The organism is Myxococcus sp. CA051A (genome assembly GCF_013336705.1).
Taxonomy (GTDB): domain Bacteria; phylum Myxococcota; class Myxococcia; order Myxococcales; family Myxococcaceae; genus Myxococcus; species Myxococcus llanfairpwllgwyngyllgogerychwyrndrobwllllantysiliogogogochensis.
This window is the reverse complement of sequence record NZ_JABUMS010000009.1, coordinates 295,258-310,288: the sequence shown is the minus strand read 5'-3', so window position 1 is coordinate 310,288 and position 15,031 is coordinate 295,258. Positions and strand designations below refer to the sequence as shown.

10 protein-coding genes are annotated in these 15,031 nt (G+C 69.1%); 7 read left to right on the top strand and 3 right to left on the bottom strand.

Annotation, left to right across the window (positions count from 1 at the left end; all coding sequences use genetic code 11):
- The first annotated feature begins 114 nt into the window (after nt 1–114).
- The 4 genes from lipA to lipB all read left to right on the top strand — a co-directional run bounded on the left by lipA (nt 115) and on the right by lipB (nt 5,688).
- The gene (lipA, locus tag HUA74_RS26170; RefSeq protein WP_174456725.1) at nt 115–1,044 is read left to right on the top strand and encodes a lipoyl synthase; all 930 of its coding nucleotides are present in this window, start codon (nt 115–117) and stop codon (nt 1,042–1,044) included.
- A gap of 57 nt (nt 1,045–1,101) precedes the next feature.
- A complete protein-coding gene (locus HUA74_RS26165) occupies nt 1,102–2,364 on the top strand; it encodes a dihydrolipoamide acetyltransferase family protein (protein ID WP_174456724.1) in 1,263 nt (420 codons plus the stop codon).
- Between the two features lie 160 nt (nt 2,365–2,524).
- Nucleotides 2,525–4,606 carry a ClpX C4-type zinc finger protein gene (locus HUA74_RS46875; RefSeq protein WP_174456723.1) on the top strand — a complete coding sequence of 694 codons (2,082 nt, stop codon included), beginning with the start codon at nt 2,525–2,527 and terminating at the stop codon, nt 4,604–4,606.
- Nucleotides 4,603–5,688: a lipoyl(octanoyl) transferase LipB gene (lipB, locus tag HUA74_RS26155; RefSeq protein ID WP_174456722.1), complete on the top strand. Its 1,086-nt coding sequence runs from the start codon at nt 4,603–4,605 to the stop codon at nt 5,686–5,688. The genes HUA74_RS46875 and lipB overlap by 4 nt, the downstream gene beginning before the upstream one ends.
- 31 nt (nt 5,689–5,719) lie before the next feature.
- Here the strand turns inward: lipB and HUA74_RS26150 are convergent, their stop codons facing one another.
- The 3 genes from HUA74_RS26150 to glp form a co-directional block, all read right to left on the bottom strand.
- Complete coding sequence (locus HUA74_RS26150; protein WP_174456863.1) at nt 5,720–6,556, bottom strand: MBL fold metallo-hydrolase; 837 nt, start codon at nt 6,554–6,556, stop codon at nt 5,720–5,722.
- Nucleotides 6,557–6,605: 49 nt separating this feature from the next.
- The gene (ribA, locus tag HUA74_RS26145) at nt 6,606–7,280 is read right to left on the bottom strand and encodes a GTP cyclohydrolase II (protein ID WP_174456721.1); all 675 of its coding nucleotides are present in this window, start codon (nt 7,278–7,280) and stop codon (nt 6,606–6,608) included.
- Between the two features lie 125 nt (nt 7,281–7,405).
- Nucleotides 7,406–8,638: a gephyrin-like molybdotransferase Glp gene (gene glp / locus HUA74_RS26140; protein ID WP_141645322.1), complete on the bottom strand. Its 1,233-nt coding sequence runs from the start codon at nt 8,636–8,638 to the stop codon at nt 7,406–7,408.
- Between the two features lie 175 nt (nt 8,639–8,813).
- Here glp and HUA74_RS26135 point away from each other — a divergent pair, with 175 nt between their 5' ends.
- From HUA74_RS26135 to HUA74_RS26125, 3 genes are all read left to right on the top strand, one after another.
- On the top strand, nt 8,814–10,247 hold the full coding sequence (locus tag HUA74_RS26135; protein WP_141645323.1) for a protease inhibitor I42 family protein: 1,434 nt from the start codon (nt 8,814–8,816) through the stop codon (nt 10,245–10,247).
- A 107-nt stretch (nt 10,248–10,354) separates the two neighbouring features.
- Nucleotides 10,355–14,191 carry a ribonuclease R gene (gene rnr / locus HUA74_RS26130; protein ID WP_174456720.1) on the top strand — a complete coding sequence of 1,279 codons (3,837 nt, stop codon included), beginning with the start codon at nt 10,355–10,357 and terminating at the stop codon, nt 14,189–14,191.
- 45 nt (nt 14,192–14,236) lie between these two features.
- Nucleotides 14,237–14,980 carry a hypothetical protein gene (locus HUA74_RS26125; RefSeq protein WP_174456719.1) on the top strand — a complete coding sequence of 248 codons (744 nt, stop codon included), beginning with the start codon at nt 14,237–14,239 and terminating at the stop codon, nt 14,978–14,980.
- Nucleotides 14,981–15,031: the final 51 nt, after the last annotated feature.

Genomic DNA, 15,031 nt, shown 5'->3' with positions numbered 1-15,031 from the left:
CGGGATCATTAGTAGGAAAGCGACGCGCGCGAAGGGCCTGCCAGAGCTGACGCCTCGCGTTAGAGGCTTCAGGCTTGAACGTCTTCCGCCCAAACCATAGAAGGCCCGCGACCCATGGCGACTCCTGATCGGTTCCCGCTGCCCCAGGTGACTGAGACCACCCGCAAGCCGGACTGGCTGAAGGTCCGGCTGCCGCACGGCGAAGGGTACGAGCGGGTCAAGGCCATCGTGAAGCGCACGAAGCTGGCCACCGTCTGCGAAGAGGCCCGCTGCCCGAACATCGCCGAGTGCTGGGGCGGTGGCACGGCCACGGTGATGTTGATGGGTGAGGTGTGCACGCGCGCGTGCCGCTTCTGCCACGTTAAGGTGGGGGCGCCCCCGCCGTTGGATCCGATGGAGCCCATCCATCTGGCCCAGGCCGTCAAGGAGATGGACCTGGAGTACATCGTCGTCACGTCGGTGAACCGGGATGACCGGCCGGACGGCGGCGCCAGCCACTTCGCCTCCGCCATCCGCGAGCTGCGCCGGGAGAGCCCGCGCACCATCGTCGAGGTGCTCATCCCCGACTTCAAGGGCGTGGAGAAGGACCTGACCACGGTGGCCGAGGCCAAGCCGCACGTCGTCGCCCACAACGTGGAGACGGTGGAGCGCCTCACGCCGACGGTGAGAGACCGCCGCGCGAAGTACGCCCAGTCGCTCAAGGTGCTCGAGTACCTGAAGAACCGTCCCGAGGGCCTCTACACCAAGACGTCCGTCATGGTGGGCCTGGGCGAGACGGACGCGGAGCTGGAGCAGACCTTCAAGGACCTGCGTGAAGTGGGCGTGGACGTGCTCACGCTGGGCCAGTACCTGCAGCCCTCGCAGTACCACCTGCGGGTGGAGCGCTTCGTCACCCCGGCGCAGTTCGAGTCGTACAAGAAGCTGGCCGAGTCCTACGGCTTCCTCTACGTGGCCTCGGGTCCGCTGGTGCGCTCCAGCTACCGCGCCGCCGAGTTCTTCATGAAGGGCCTGATGGAGCGCGAGCGCCTCAAGCGGCTCGGCTGACCGGGCCTTCATTCGTGGCTTGACGCAACCCCCGTTCCTCTCGGAAAGACACCCCCCATGGCAACCTTCGAATTCAAGCTCCCCGACCTCGGTGAAGGCGTGATGGAGGGCGAGCTGGTCAAGTGGCACGTCAAGGCCGGCGACGTCGTCAAGGAAGACCAGGTGCTCGCCGAGGTGATGACGGACAAGGCCACCGTCACCGTCCCCAGCCCGAAGGCCGGGCGCGTCGTGTCGACGCACGGCAAGGAAGGGGACATCGCGAAGGTGCACCACCCCCTCGTCACGCTGGAGATCGACGGCGCGGCTCCGGCGCAGGCGGCGGGCCATGGCGCGGCGGCTCCAGCGCAGGCGGCCGCGGCGGCTCCGGCGCAGGCGACGGCTCCCGCGGCGGGTGCTTCGGCGCAGGCGTCGAAGGTGCTGGCCACGCCGGTGACCCGGCGCATGGCGCGCGAGCATGGGTTGGACCTGGCGACCATTCCGGGCAGTGGACCGCAGGGGCGGGTGACGAAGGCGGACGTGGTGGCGGCGCTGGAGGGTGGCGGGGAGCAGAAGAACGTGGTGGCGGCTCCCTCGCAGGCGCGTCCCGCGGTGCCGGCCGTGTCGTCGGGTCGGGCGGACGAGCGCGTTCCTCTGCGGGGGCTGCGCAAGAAGATCGCCGAGAAGATGGTGCGCTCGAAGTTCACGATGCCGCACTTCGCCTTCGTGGAAGAAGTGGACGCGACGGACCTGGTGGCACTGCGCACCCGGCTCAACGCGCAGCTCGCGGCGTCGGGTGACAACACCAAGCTCAACTACCTGCCGTTCATCATCAAGGCGACCATCGCCGCGCTGAAGAAGTTCCCGCACCTGAACGCCAACTTCGATGAGGCGGCGCAGGAGCTGGTGGTGCGCGGCGAGTACAACATCGGCATGGCGGTGGCGACGCCGGATGGCCTCACCGTGGCGGTGGTGAAGGACGCGGACCGGCTGACGCTGGCGGAGATTGCTCGCGAGACGGCGCGTCTGGGAGCTGCCGCGAAGGAGCGGAAGCTGAAGCTGGAGGAGCTGACGGGCGGCACCTTCACCATCACCTCGCTGGGGCAGAGCGGTGGCCTGTTCGCCACGCCCATCATCAACCACCCCGAGGTGGGCATCATGGGCGTGCACAAGCTCAAGAAGCGCCCGGCCGTGGTGAAGGATCAGATCGTCATCCGCGACATGATGAACCTGTCGCTGTCGTGCGATCACCGCGTCATCGACGGCTCTGTGGCCGCGGACTTCGTCTACGAAGTCATCAAGTACCTGGAGAAGCCGGACCTGCTGTTCCTGGCCATGGCGTGATGTCTCGCCCAGAGGCCCGGGTGGCGTGGTCGCCCGGGTTTCGAGGCTGGGATGTCCCCTGGGCCGCCGGGGAGGGGGCTGACCGCTCGCCGGCGATTGCGTCTCGTGGAATGCGTCGAGGCCGGGCGGTGGTCCACCAAGACGGTTAGGCTCTGTCCGTATGGCCGAGAACCCTCGCGAGCTGATCCGCGCCGCGCAGTCCGCCGAGCTGCGGGGTGACGTGACTCGCGCCGTGGAGTGCCTCCAGCAAGCGGCGGCGTTCTATCGGAACGCGGGCAATGCCCCCCGAGCGCTCCAGTTGCTGCGCCATGCGCGCAGGCTGGATACGAGCCGCCTGGACATCCTCGAGGAGGTGAACCGCCTCGAAGGGATGACGGAGACGCTTCTGCCGACTCAAGGGGGCGAGGAGGAAGATGACGGCCAACTGGTGCTGTCCGTGGAGGATCTCCCGCTTCCTGAGCTTGTTCGTCGGCAACGCCTCATCCAGGACGCGCTGCGCGACGTGGAGTCGCAGCCGACAGGGAAGTCCCCCGAGCTCGCGGCCTGGGTGCTGGACACGGAAGTGAGCGAGGACCTCCAGCGACTCGAAGCCCAGCTCGCTCGGGTCGCGGCCTCCGTGGACCCAGGGGCGTCCGAGGTGCAGAAGCTTCATCCGGTGCGGAGCGCGGACTCGGTGGAGTCAAGGGCTTCAGAGGGGAAGAAGCTTCATCCGGCGCGGAGCGTGGCCTCGATGGAGTCAGGGGCTTCGGAGGGGCAGAAGCTTCATCCGGCGCGGAGCGTGGCCTCGATGGAGTCAGGGGCTTCGGAGGGGCAGAAGCTTCATCCGGCGCGGAGCGCGGCCTCGGTGGAGTCAGGGGCTTCGGAGCAGCAGAACTTTCATCCGATTCGGAGCTCGGTCTCGGCGGAGTCAGGGGCGTCCGCGGGGCAAGGCTTTCATCCGGTTCGGAGCGCGGCCTCCGCGGACCCAGGGGACTCGAAGGGGTTGGAGTTCCTGTCCGCGCAGCGCGAGGCCTCGGTGGAGTCAGGGGGCTCGAAGGGGTTGGAGTTTCTGGTCGGCCGGAGCGCAGCCTCGGCGGGGTCCACTCCGCGTGGGATGGTTCCGTCGGTGGCTCGGGATGCGTTGCCTTCTCGCGGTTCGGAGTTCGTGCGTGCGGAGCGTTCACCTGGCGCCGTGGACGAGCAGCTCTTCGAGTCACGATGGAGACCCGGCTCGCCGGAAGGTGAGGAACCGTTCGGAGATGGGCTGATCGCGCCGACGGGGCAGGCCGATGCGCGAGACTCGGATGTGGAGGCCTTCGCCGCGCACGCGTCGGAGGACGACACCACGCCGAGGCGCAGGCGCGGACCGCGAATCATCGAGCGCGGCCCCGCTCGCGCGGACGCGGCGCTGGATGCGTGGTGCTCGTTCTGCTGCCGCCCTCGCGCGGAGGTCGGAGACTTGGTCGCGGGACCGGCCGGTGCCTTCATCTGCAAGGCGTGTCTGACGGAGTCCGCATCGCTGCTCGGAGACGTGAGTCCTGTGCCGCTCCCGGCGCGTCCTCGCTCGCCGGTGCGTGCCTCGGCCGCGATGGACTTCGTGGGTCAGCCCGATGTCCGCTCGTCGATGGTGCGAGCGCTCCAGTCGGGTGCTCGCTGCATCCTGCTGGTGGGGGCCGAGGGCTGGGGCAAGAGCGTCCTGCTCCAGATGCTCCAGCGACAGGGCAGGGGGACCCTCACCCCGGTGGCTTCGCTCGCGGAGGACCTGTCGGCCTCGCCCCTGTTCGTCGAGGACGTGGATCGCCTGAGCACGGAGCACCAGACCGCGCTCTCCGTCTTCCTCGCTCGTGAGTCGCGGCCCTCCGTGGTGCTCAGCGCGCGAGGGCTCGCACCCGAGCCGGGGAAACTCATCCTGCGCGGAGGCGAGGAGCGCCTCTTGGTGCCCACGACGGAGGCCTTGTCGCGCGCGGTACGTGGCGTCATCCCCGTGAGCATCCTGGAGCACGTCCAGGTGCTGCTCAGCCTGCACCCGCCCACGCGCGAGGACTACGTGGAGATGGCCCGCGTGCGACTGGCGCTGCGTGAGCCGGCGACCTCGCTGTCCGACAGCGTCCTCTCCGCCTTCGCCGCCGAGGCCGAGCGCTCCCCCCGCGCCGGCCACGAACTCCAGGCACTCCTCCAGCGGGTTCCCCCAGGTACCTGGGAACTCGAGAACGTGACGAAGCCGACGCCCCTTCGAAAGGGCCGGCGGAAGGGAACGTCGTGAACACCATCACCGTCTACCGGCTCGGCCGGGTGGAGTACGAGGACGGCCTCAACCTGATGCGCCTCTTCGGCGACTCACGTCGGGAGGGCCTGAGCGGTGACGTGCTGCTGTTGCTGGAGCACCCGCCCGTGCTCACGCTGGGCCGGGGCGCGAAGCGGGAGAACATCACCGCCTCCGACGCGAGCCTCTCCGCGGAGGACGTGAATGTCTTCGAGACGAACCGGGGCGGCGACGTCACCTACCACGGGCCCGGCCAGATTGTCGGCTACCCCATCTTCCTGCTCCCGGAGTCGCGCCGCGACGTCCGCCGCTACGTGCGTGACGTGGAGCGCTCCATCATGCAGGTCCTGTCCGAGTGGGGCATCACCGCGGGCCCCATCGTCAAGTGGCCCGGCGTGTGGATTGGCGAGGAGGGTGCGCCCGACGCGCGGAAGATCGCCGCCATCGGTGTCCACCTGTCCAGGTGGCTCACCACGCACGGCTTCGCGCTCAACGTGAACACGAAGATGGAGCACTTCCGCTTCATCGTGCCCTGCGGAATCCGCGAGGCCGGTGTCACCTCCATGCAGCGGGAGCGCGGGCACGCAGTCCCTGTCCCGGATGTGGAAGAGGCGCTCGCCCGGAGCTTCTGCGCCGTGTTCGACAGCGAGCGCGTGGATGCCCCTGCGCCCATGCGCACCGTCAGCATCGCCGTCGTGCGAGGTCGAGGCCCGGAGGCGCGCGTGTTGCTCGTGCGACGTCGTCCCGAGCGCGGCGGCTTCTGGCAGATCCTCACCGGCCGCGTGGAGGATGGTGAGTCACCCACCCAGGCCGCGATCCGAGAGCTGGAGGAGGAGACGGGCCTTCGACTTCCCGTGGAGGACCTGGCCTACCGTCACTCCTTCGCCATCGGCGAGACGCTGCCGCCCGTGCTCGCGGAGGAGAGCGGCTTCGCCGTCCACGTCCCGCCGGACACCGAGGTCCGTCTGGGCCCCGAGCACGATGCCTTCGAGTGGGTGGACGTCCCCACCGCCATGGAGCGCCTGCCATTCGCGGGGCTGCGCGAAGCGGTGAAGCGCGCGGTGTCAGCGCGCGACGCCTGAATGAAGCCACGGCCGCGCCCGCTTCGCGCGGCTACAGCTTGATGACCATCGACTCCTTGGCGGCGATGGCCTCCGGGCGGAGCCTGCGCACCTGCCGCAGCAGCTTGTCCATGGCCGCGTCGTCGCGCGAGGGGTCATGGTGGAAGAGCACCAGCGTCTTCACCTGCGCGGCGTCCGCGGCGGCCACGGCGGCCTGCCACGTCGAGTGGCCCCAGCCCGTGCGCGCCGGCCCACAGCGGCCGTGGTACTCGTCCTCCGTGTACATGGAGTCGTAGATGAGCAGGTCCGCGCCCCGCGCGAAGTCGAACAGCCCCGAGTCCAGGTCACTGCCGTGCTCGACATCCGTGGCGTAGACCACGGAGCGCCCACCGCACTCCACGCGGTACCCCAGGTTGCCGCCCGGATGGTTCAACTCCAACCAGCGCACCTGGGCGGGGCCGAGCTGGAGCGTTCCTCCCGGGGAGAGGTCGCGGTACGTGAGCTTCGCGCGGAAGGCCCCCTCCGCCGTCACCGGGAAGTAGGGCTGCACCATCTGCCCACCCAGCAGCTCCCGGGTGGTGCGCCCGTTGCGTGACGGCCCGTTCAGGGTCAGCTCGCTCGTCGGGATGAAGATGGGCGCGAAGAAGGGAAGGCCCTGCAGGTGGTCGTAGTGGTAGTGCGAGATGAAGATGTTGCCGCGCACCGGCCCGGGGGGCCCCATGAGCAAGGAATCGCCCAGCGCACGCGCTCCCGAGCCCAGGTCGAAGATCAGCAGCTCATCCCCACACCGCACCTCCACGCACGGCGTGTTGCCGCCGTAGCGCTTCGTCTGCGGACCGGGGGAGGGGATGGAGCCGCGCACTCCCCAGAAGCGCACCTCGAAGGGCACACGGGCTTGATTGCGCACGACGGCGTTGCGCCGCCGCGCAGGCGCCTTCTCAGCCGGCCTTGGCTTCCGTGTCGTCGTCCTCGGCGAAGAGCTCAATCAGGTGCCCCGTACGCTCGCGCTTCGTCCTCAGGTAGTCGACGTTATGCGGATTGTGCTCGGTCCGGGAAGGGATTCGACGCAGGACGGGAATGCCTTCCTCCACCATTCCGGCGATCTTCAGCGGATTGTTGGTGATGAGGTCCACCGAGCGTACGTCCAGCGAGCGCAGCATCTCCGCCGCGATGTCGTAGCTGCGCAGGTCGTCCGCGAAGCCGAGCTGGCGGTTGGCCTCGTACGTGTCCAGCCCCTTGGACTGGAGGGCGTACGCCTTGATTTTGTTGCCCAGGCCGATGCCTCGGCCTTCCTGGCGCAGGTAAAGCACCACGCCCAGCTTCTGCTGGGTGATGAAGTCCAGCGCCCGGTCCAACTGCTCGCGGCAGTCGCACTTCAAGCTGCCGAAGACCTCGCTCGTCAGGCACTCGGAGTGGATTCGCACCGGCACCCCTTCCTCACCGGACACGTTGCCCGCGACGAGCGCCACGTGCTCTCGACCGTTGCGGCGATCCCTGAACACGATGGTCCGCAGGGGCCCCCGCTCCGTGGGGATGTCCGCCTCCGAGAACCGCTCCAGGTGCTGCGTCGGTTTACGGGTCGGAAGAACCTGGGGTGAGCGAATGTCCGACATGATGGTTCATTCTCCAGATGCGAGGCCCCCTGTTTGGTGCCCCCATGCGCGCAAGTCAAGGCGGACTCACCACCGCTGCCGCCTGAAATCCTCCGCAAAGATGCACGATGGACGGCTCCGGTTTCTCAAGCCCCCCAGGAGAGCGGCAACAATTCCACCGGGTCTCCATGAGACAAGCTGCTGGCTTCCCGCGCGAAGTGCAGCAGATGCGTGGCCGTCGCCGCGGAACGGAGCACGCCCGACGTCTGGGTGGCCAGGGGGCGCGCCCAGAGGTTGCCGTCCTTCCAGGCAGCCGTCACCCGGACGAAGTGCGCCAGCCCTGGAGGCTTGGACAGCCGACCATCCAGGCGCCCAGGCACTCGCGAGGGGTCCACGTCGGTGTGGCCGAGCAGCCGGCGGAGCGCCGGCCTGACGAAGAGCTCGAAGGTGACCAGCGACGAGGTGGGGTTGCCCGGCAGACCGAAGAACAGCGTGCTCCCGCGCTTGCCCACCACCAGCGGCTTGCCCGGCTTGATGGCCACGCGCCACAGATGCTGTTGCACCCCGATGGCGGCAAGGACCTCCTTCACGTAGTCGCGCTCACCCACGGACACGCCCGCGCTGGTGAGCACCACGTCGAAGCCGTGGGCGCGCGACAGGAACTCGCCCACGGAGTCCCGCGTGTCCTGGGCGATGCCCAGCAGGGACGGGTGCCCGCCCGCGCGGCGGACCGCGAGCGCCAGTGACGGAGCGTTGGTGTCGACGATGCGGCCCCTGGGGGGCTCGTCGGCGCGGCACAGTTCGTCGCCCGTGGAGAGGATGGCCACCCGGGGCGCGCGCGGCACCGGCGCCGACAGGATGCCCTGGGCCCAGAGCAACCCCAGCTCGGGGATGCCCAGCGGGGTGCCTCGGGCCAGCAAGAGCGTCCCTTCCTTCGCGTCCTCGCCGCGGGGCCGCACGTGCTGGCCTGACTCCACGGCCTCCAGGATGTCCACCTGATCCGCGCCCCCATCCGGCACGGGGCGGACCCGCTCGCGCATGACCACGGCGTCCGCGCCCACGGGGAGGGGAGCGCCCGTCATGATCCGCACGCAGGTACCCGGTCGGACCTCCTGGCGCGGCGTGCCGCCCGCGTAGACGGTCTCCAACACGGGCAGTCTCACCGGCAGCGAGCCCGCCAGGTCGTCGGCGCGCACCGCGTAGCCGTCCATCGCCGAGTTGTCCCAGGGAGGCAGCGTCCGCTGGGCAAGCACGTCCTCCGCCAGCGTCCTGCCCAGCGCATCATCGAGGGCCAGCCACTCGGCTGACAGGGGCGTGGCCAGGGCCAGCACCCGGGCTCGGGCCTCGTCTTCCGGAAGCAGCGTCGCGGCGTCGTTCATGGGCGTCATCTTCAGCCCGGTTCGCACCCAAAGTCCGAGAGAAAATCAAGTGTTAGTTTGACAGCCCATCTGATCATCGTTACAAGCTCCAATCATCGCGAAGCCTGCCAGTCCTCCTGGGGGTGGCGTGGCAACCCGTTGAAAGTACACGGGAACTCTCAAGGAGACAGCGTCGATGGCCAAGCCCAAGTCCGGGGCCAAGAAGGCGACTCCCGCTGGAAAGACTGGCGCGAAGTCCGCCGCGAAGAAGGATAAATCCGCCCGGCTGGACCTGATCAAGAACGCGTCCAAGCGGGTCGCTACCTCGACGACGAAGCTGGTGAAGGGGGTCGGGGATTCGGTGACGAAGGGCGCGAAGGCCGCAGCGAAGAAGGCGGCCGTCGAGACCGCTCCCGAGAAGGAGAAGGTCATCGAGAAGGACAAGGCTGTCGAGAAGGAGAAGGCCGCGGAGAAGGCGCCTTCCAAGAAGTCAGCGGCGAAGCCCGCTCCCGCCGCGAAGTCCGCGACGGCGAAGGCGGCGGCTCCCGCTGCGAAGACTCCCGCTGGAACGAAGGGCACGACGGGCAAGGGCGCCGGAAAGGCCGCCTCCGCTCCCGCGGTTCCCGCCGTGGAGAAGCCGCGTCCTCGCGCCACCAAGCTGCCGCCCCCGGGCGAGCCGCTCACCAAGCGTGAGATGGAGCAGTTGCTCACCGCGGGCGAGGGTCGTGGCGTGATGGGCGAGGGCAGCCTCAAGGGCCGTCTGGTCGTCCTCAACGAGATGCCCAACCTGGTGGTGGTGGGGCGCGACAAGCGAGAGCTCACGTTCCTGCTGCAGGGACCGGATCAGGAAGTCCTCCCCGCCTACGTGAACCACAAGGTCTCCGTCAGCGGGATGATCCGCAAGACGACCAACCACGGCGGCGTGGTGGACGTGCGCAAGTACTCCGCGAAGAAGCCGGAGGCCGAGGTCGTGGAGGCTCCGCCCGCGGACACCGAGCCCCGGCTGCGCTACCTGTCGCCCGGTGAAGTCTCCATGGTGACGGCGGCCGGCATGGGCGCGGGCATCAAGGGCTTCGCGGCCGTGCGCGGAAATCTGGAGATGAACGGCGAGGAGTTCATCCTCGTCGTCTCCAACGGCGGCACGCGCCAGCAGGTGTCGTTCCTCATCGAGGGCAAGGCCGCCGTCAAGAGCCTGCGCAAGAACGTGGGCCACACGCTGCAGGTCATGGGCGTGGTGGACAAGCTCTCCGGCTGGGGTGGTCGCATCACCGCGGAGAACGTGGAGCCGCGTCCGTCGGAAGCTCGCGCCGTGTCGCGCGACGAGATGGAGATGGTCCACATCGAGGGCGAGGTGCCCACGTCCGTCGACGTGAAGCTCAACCACGGCCTCACCGTGCGCCTGCCCGAGCAGCCCGGGTTCACCTGGGCCATCGAGCCGACGGCGGCCAAGCGCGTGGGTCTGCGCGAAGCCAACTTCGAACCGGGTCCCAACGGCGGCTCGGCCACGCGCGAGTTTTTCTTCACTCCCCGAAACCCGGGGACTTTCGAGGTGGAGTTCTTCCTGGCCAAGGCGCTGACGCCGGGGCTGGTGGACCGCTCCTTCAAGATCAACGTCACGGTCAAGCCCTGAACTTCGCTTCCTGGAGAAGGTTCCGGGAAGCAGTCGGTCGCCGGGGGGTTCCCGCCCGGCCGCTTCGGGCTTACCCGTTCCCGTAGCGGCCGAGCCGCGACCCCACCGTGAGTATTTCTTCCGACCTTCTCCAGCAGATCCTCTCCGACGCCGACCACCCGCTGGGCATCAAGGAGCTCCTGCGACTCGCGGGCCTGCACCCTGGCCAGCAGACTGAGCTCAAGCGCTCCCTCCGGGACCTCGTGCGTCAGGGCCACATCGTCAAGGAGGGCAAGCGCTTCCTGCGCCCCCAACCTCGGCGTGATGACGGCCTGCCTGTTCCTCCCCCCGTAGCTCCCGACGTGCCGGACGTCGTCGCCGTGCGCGGCGACCACCGACCCCGGCAGGAGAAGGGGCGCCCCTACGACGCCCCCACGCGCGAACGCCTCACGGGCCAGGGTGCCCGAGGCCAGGAGGGCGGTGGCTTCAAGGGCCGCTCACCCAACGCCCAAGGCTCGCGAGATTTCGCGCGGACCGACGGCGCGCGTGGCCGCGAGCGCCGGGACTTCAACAAGCCAGGCTCGTCGCGTCGTGACGAGGGGCGCGAGCGCTTCGGTCATCGGGGCCCTCGTCGTCCGGCGTTCGGCGAGGTGTTGGACACGGTGGAGGGCATCCTCCACGTCCACCGCGACGGCTTCGGCTTCGTGCATCCGGTGGGTGGAGAGGGCGAGAACATCTTCCTGCCTCCCGCCGAGGCGCAGCGCGCGCTCGACAATGACCGGGTGGTGGTGGAAGTGGCGGGGCGGCCCGGCCGGTACGAGGGGCGCCTGGTGCGCGTCGTCGACCGTCGCCGCGAGCTGGCGGTGGGCGTCTACACGACGCAGGGCCGCCATGCGCTGGTGCTTCCCACCGATACCAGCCTTCCCGGCCCCATCCGCGTGCCGCAGACGCAGATGGCCCAGGAAGGAGACCTGGTGAAGGTGCGCCTGGGCGTGGGCGCGAACCTGTTGGAGCCGGGACGCGGACTGTTCGGCGAGGTGGCCGGCTCGCTCGGCAAGCCGGGGACTCCCAGCTCGGAAGTGATTGGCATCGCCTACTCGCAGGGCTTCTCGGACGAGTTCCCTCCGGAGGTCATGGACGAGGCGGACCGCTACGCCGTGAAGGTGTCGGAGGAAGAGGCGAGCGGCGAGCAGCGCAAGGACCTGCGCTCGATGCAGCTCGTCACCATCGACGGTGAGGACGCGCGCGACTTCGACGACGCGGTGTACGTGGAGGACCTCGCGGGCGGGTGGCGGCTGGTGGTCGCCATCGCGGACGTGACGCACTACGTGCGCGAGCGCAGCGCGTTGGACGCGGAGGCCCTGCGTCGCGCGACGTCCGTGTACCTGCCGGACCGCGTGCTGCCCATGCTTCCGGAGCGGCTCAGCAACGGCATCTGCTCCCTGCGGCCGGACGAAGACCGGCTGTGCATGGTGGCGGACATGACGTTCGACCCCCAGGGACAGCGGCGCTCATCCACGCTCTACCCGGCGGTGATGCGCAGCGCGGCGCGCTGCACGTACAACGAGGTGCAGGACGTCCTCGACGGAAAGAGCGTGCCGCACCGCGATGCCTTCAAGCCGCACTTCGAGAAGATGATGTCGCTGGCGCGCGCGCTGATGAAGATGCGCAAGGAGCGGGGCGCCATCGACTTCGACATCCCCGAGCACAAGGTAGTGCTGGGCAAGGACGGCCTGCCCGAGCGCATGGACAAGCGCGAGCGCAAGGACAGCCACCGGCTCATCGAGGAGTGCATGCTCGCCGCCAACGAGGCGGTGGCGCGCTTCTTCCAGGACGAGGGCCTGCCCACGGTGTACCGGTTCCATGGCGAGCCGGACCCGGAGAAGCTGGCCGCCTTCGGGGCGCTGGCGCAGGCGTATGGCTTCAAGCTGGTCATCGACGACGGCGTGTCCTCGAAGGAGCTGGACGCGTTCATCAGCCAGCTCACGGGTCACCCGGAGCAGCGGGCGCTGAACCAGCTCCTGCTTCGCTCGATGATGCAGGCCGTGTACACGCCGTCGAAGGTGGGCCACTACGGCCTCGCGGCGGAGCACTACCTGCACTTCACCTCGCCCATCCGGCGGTATCCGGACCTGCTGGTGCACCGGCTGTTGAAGGCGCACTGGGCGCGGGAGGGGCGCAAGCCGTCCCTGGCGATGTTGGACCGCGAGGAGGAGAAGCTCGAGGACATGGCCATGCAGTGCTCCGACAGGGAGCGCGCGGCCATGCAGGTGGAGCGGGAGGTGGTGTCCTTCTACGCGACCCTGATGATGAAGGACCGGGTCGGCGAGGAGTTCGCGGCCACCGTGGCGGCCATCACCGACTTCGGGTTCTTCGTCGAACTGGACGCAGAGCACGTCGAGGGTCTGGTGAAGGCGGAGACGCTGGGGCCCGGCTCGAAGCTGGACAAGCAGACGCACTCGCTCGTGTATCCGAACGGGCGGCGCGTGCGCGTGGGGCAGAAGCTGCGCGTGCGGCTGCTGTCGGCGAATCCGACGGCGCGGAAGATCGACTTCGACGCGCTCCAGTTCGTGGGCGAAGCGCCGCTGTCGCGTCATGAGGGTGGCGCACCCGCGCGTCGTCGCCCCGAGCCGCGCGAGCAGCAGCTGCCGTACGGCAAGCCCAAGCCGGGCAAGCCCGGACAGTGGGAGCGCGACACGACCAAGGGGGCGCCGGCTCGCTCCTGGGCTGCGCGTGAGGAACCCTCTCGTCCTCGTGGGCGCTTCGTGCGCGAGGGGCGACGCGAGGAGGCCTCGCCTCCCCGCAGCGAGTCCACATTCAAGAAGCCCTGGCGAGACGACACGGCGAAGACGCAAGCCGGTCCTCCGGGGGCTCGGTCCCCGGGAGAAGCTCACGGGCCGAAGCGGCGGATGTTCGTGCGGCCGGAGCAGGGCGCGAGCTCGGACGTGAGCAGCGCGCCCGTGCAGGAGACGCAAGAGGTCCGCGAGGAAACCGTTCCCGAGGTGCCTGACACGACGACGTCCTGGTCGGATCCGAGCACGAGCGAGAGCATGGGGGCGTCACCGCATCCCGGCTTTGACCGGCTGCGTGCGTTGGCCTCGCAGAGCCAGCCCGTGGGGAAGGGTGGCCGGCCCTCGCAGCCGCGTCATGGGCAGGGGCAGGGACGTGGAGGCAAGCCCGCGTCGAAGGACTCTCGCTTCAACCGCCCCGCGTCCGTGTTCGTGCCTCCGAAGCCGCCCGCGGAGACGAAGCCCGAGTTCGCGCCGGAGAACTGGCAGCCTTCGGTTCCGCCCGAGCCTCCGGCGAAGCCGCCGGTTCGCGAGCAGCGAGAGCCCGCAGCGCGTTCGACGCCCGAGGTGGTGGCGGCGCGGCCCGCGGAGGTCCCCGCGAAGTCGCCTGAGCGTCTGTCGCCCCCAGCGGCGGAAGTCCGCGCTCCGCCTATGTCCGAGTCGCCTGTTGCTCGGCCCACGACGGAGGTAGCCACGCAGCCAGGGCCCAAGAGCGAGAGCGTCAAGCCCTCGCCCGAGAAGGCACCGAAGCGCACGACCGCCGTCAAGCGTGGTGCGGCCAAGGTGTCCGCGGAGGCGGCCCCGGTGGCGCGTTCTCCGACCGCGAGACCGACGGCGGTGGGCAAGAAGCCCGTCGTCACGGTGAAGAAGGCCGCTTCGGGCAAGGCTTCGGCTCCGGTGAAGAAGGCCGCGGCAAAGAAGGCTCCGGTGAAGAAGGCCGCGGCAAAGAAGGCCGCTCCTTCGAAGCCCGTCGCCAAGAAGTCGCCCAAGGCCAAGGTCGCGAAGGCCAAGGTGGCCACGGCGAAGCCGACCAGGTCCAAGGTGCCCAAGACCCAGGTGAAGTCGCCCCGGTCGAAGGCTCCCAAGGTCCAGGCGAAGAGCGCGGCGAAGCCCGGCAAGTCACCTGCGTCGGGTGGCAAGGGGCGCGGCGCGGTCAAGGGGCGGGCGAAGCGCTGAAGCCTGTCGCTGACGTGTATCGAGGACGCTGGACTGGAGATTCGCGTGCTTCACCGTCCTCGCTACATGCCGGCCGACCTGTCTTCGGCGCCGCTGTCCTTCGCTTGGAGCAACGAAATCGCTGTCTCGTTCAGCGATCCGAACGCGCAGCCTCGGCAGTTGGTCGAGAAGATCTGGTCGCTCGACTACAAAGCCAAGGCGGCTCTTGGCCTGGCTTGCCTGGAGTGGGTGCTCTTTCGGCTGGATGGCCACACGGATGTCGGAGATCCGCTCCAGCGTGTCGAGGCCGCCTGGGCATCCATCCTCGACACGGGCTATGCGAGGAGCCTGGATTTCGACGACGTCCGTGACGAGGTCAATCGCAAGGGAGATCCCGACGGGCCTCGCCAGAAGGCGCTGATCCTCCTCGATGACCTGCACTTCGCCTGGGGCAAGAGCCGCACGGCGCTCGAATGGACCGCGGTCAAATCCGCGCACCTCGCGCGCAGGGTGGTGCCCGCGTCGAGTGGGTACGAGGACTGGCTGGAACGCACCTTGGCCGCACTGAGCGCGGCCCATCCGTGCAGCGCTGCGTTCTCGCACAGCGCACGGACCTTCGACCATTCCGCCGAACCACCGATTCCGCGTGCCTGGTTCGAGTCGCTCACCGTGCCTCTCGATGAGGCGGCGGACCGCGCCGCATGGGACGCGTTCCTGCGGGGATTGGACCCGGCCGACAACCCCTACCTCGTGCTGGCGGACGAACTCCGCGCAGAGGGTTTCAGGGGCGAGCCGTATCGCCTGGCCTGAGCGCGCGCCCATGGGGGCCACTCGAGGCGCGCGACACTGCCACCTGTCCCG

Excerpts from the sequence above, each read along its gene's own strand:
- ribA (WP_174456721.1), bottom strand. The coding sequence starts at position 7,280 with ATGTCGGACATTCGCTCACCCCAGGTTCTTCCGACCCGTAAACCGACG.
- HUA74_RS46875 (WP_174456723.1), top strand. The coding sequence starts at position 2,525 with ATGGCCGAGAACCCTCGCGAGCTGATCCGCGCCGCGCAGTCCGCCGAG.
- HUA74_RS26165 (WP_174456724.1), top strand. The coding sequence starts at position 1,102 with ATGGCAACCTTCGAATTCAAGCTCCCCGACCTCGGTGAAGGCGTGATG.
- HUA74_RS26135 (WP_141645323.1), top strand. The coding sequence starts at position 8,814 with ATGGCCAAGCCCAAGTCCGGGGCCAAGAAGGCGACTCCCGCTGGAAAG.
- lipA (WP_174456725.1), top strand. The coding sequence starts at position 115 with ATGGCGACTCCTGATCGGTTCCCGCTGCCCCAGGTGACTGAGACCACC.
- glp (WP_141645322.1), bottom strand. The coding sequence starts at position 8,638 with ATGAACGACGCCGCGACGCTGCTTCCGGAAGACGAGGCCCGAGCCCGG.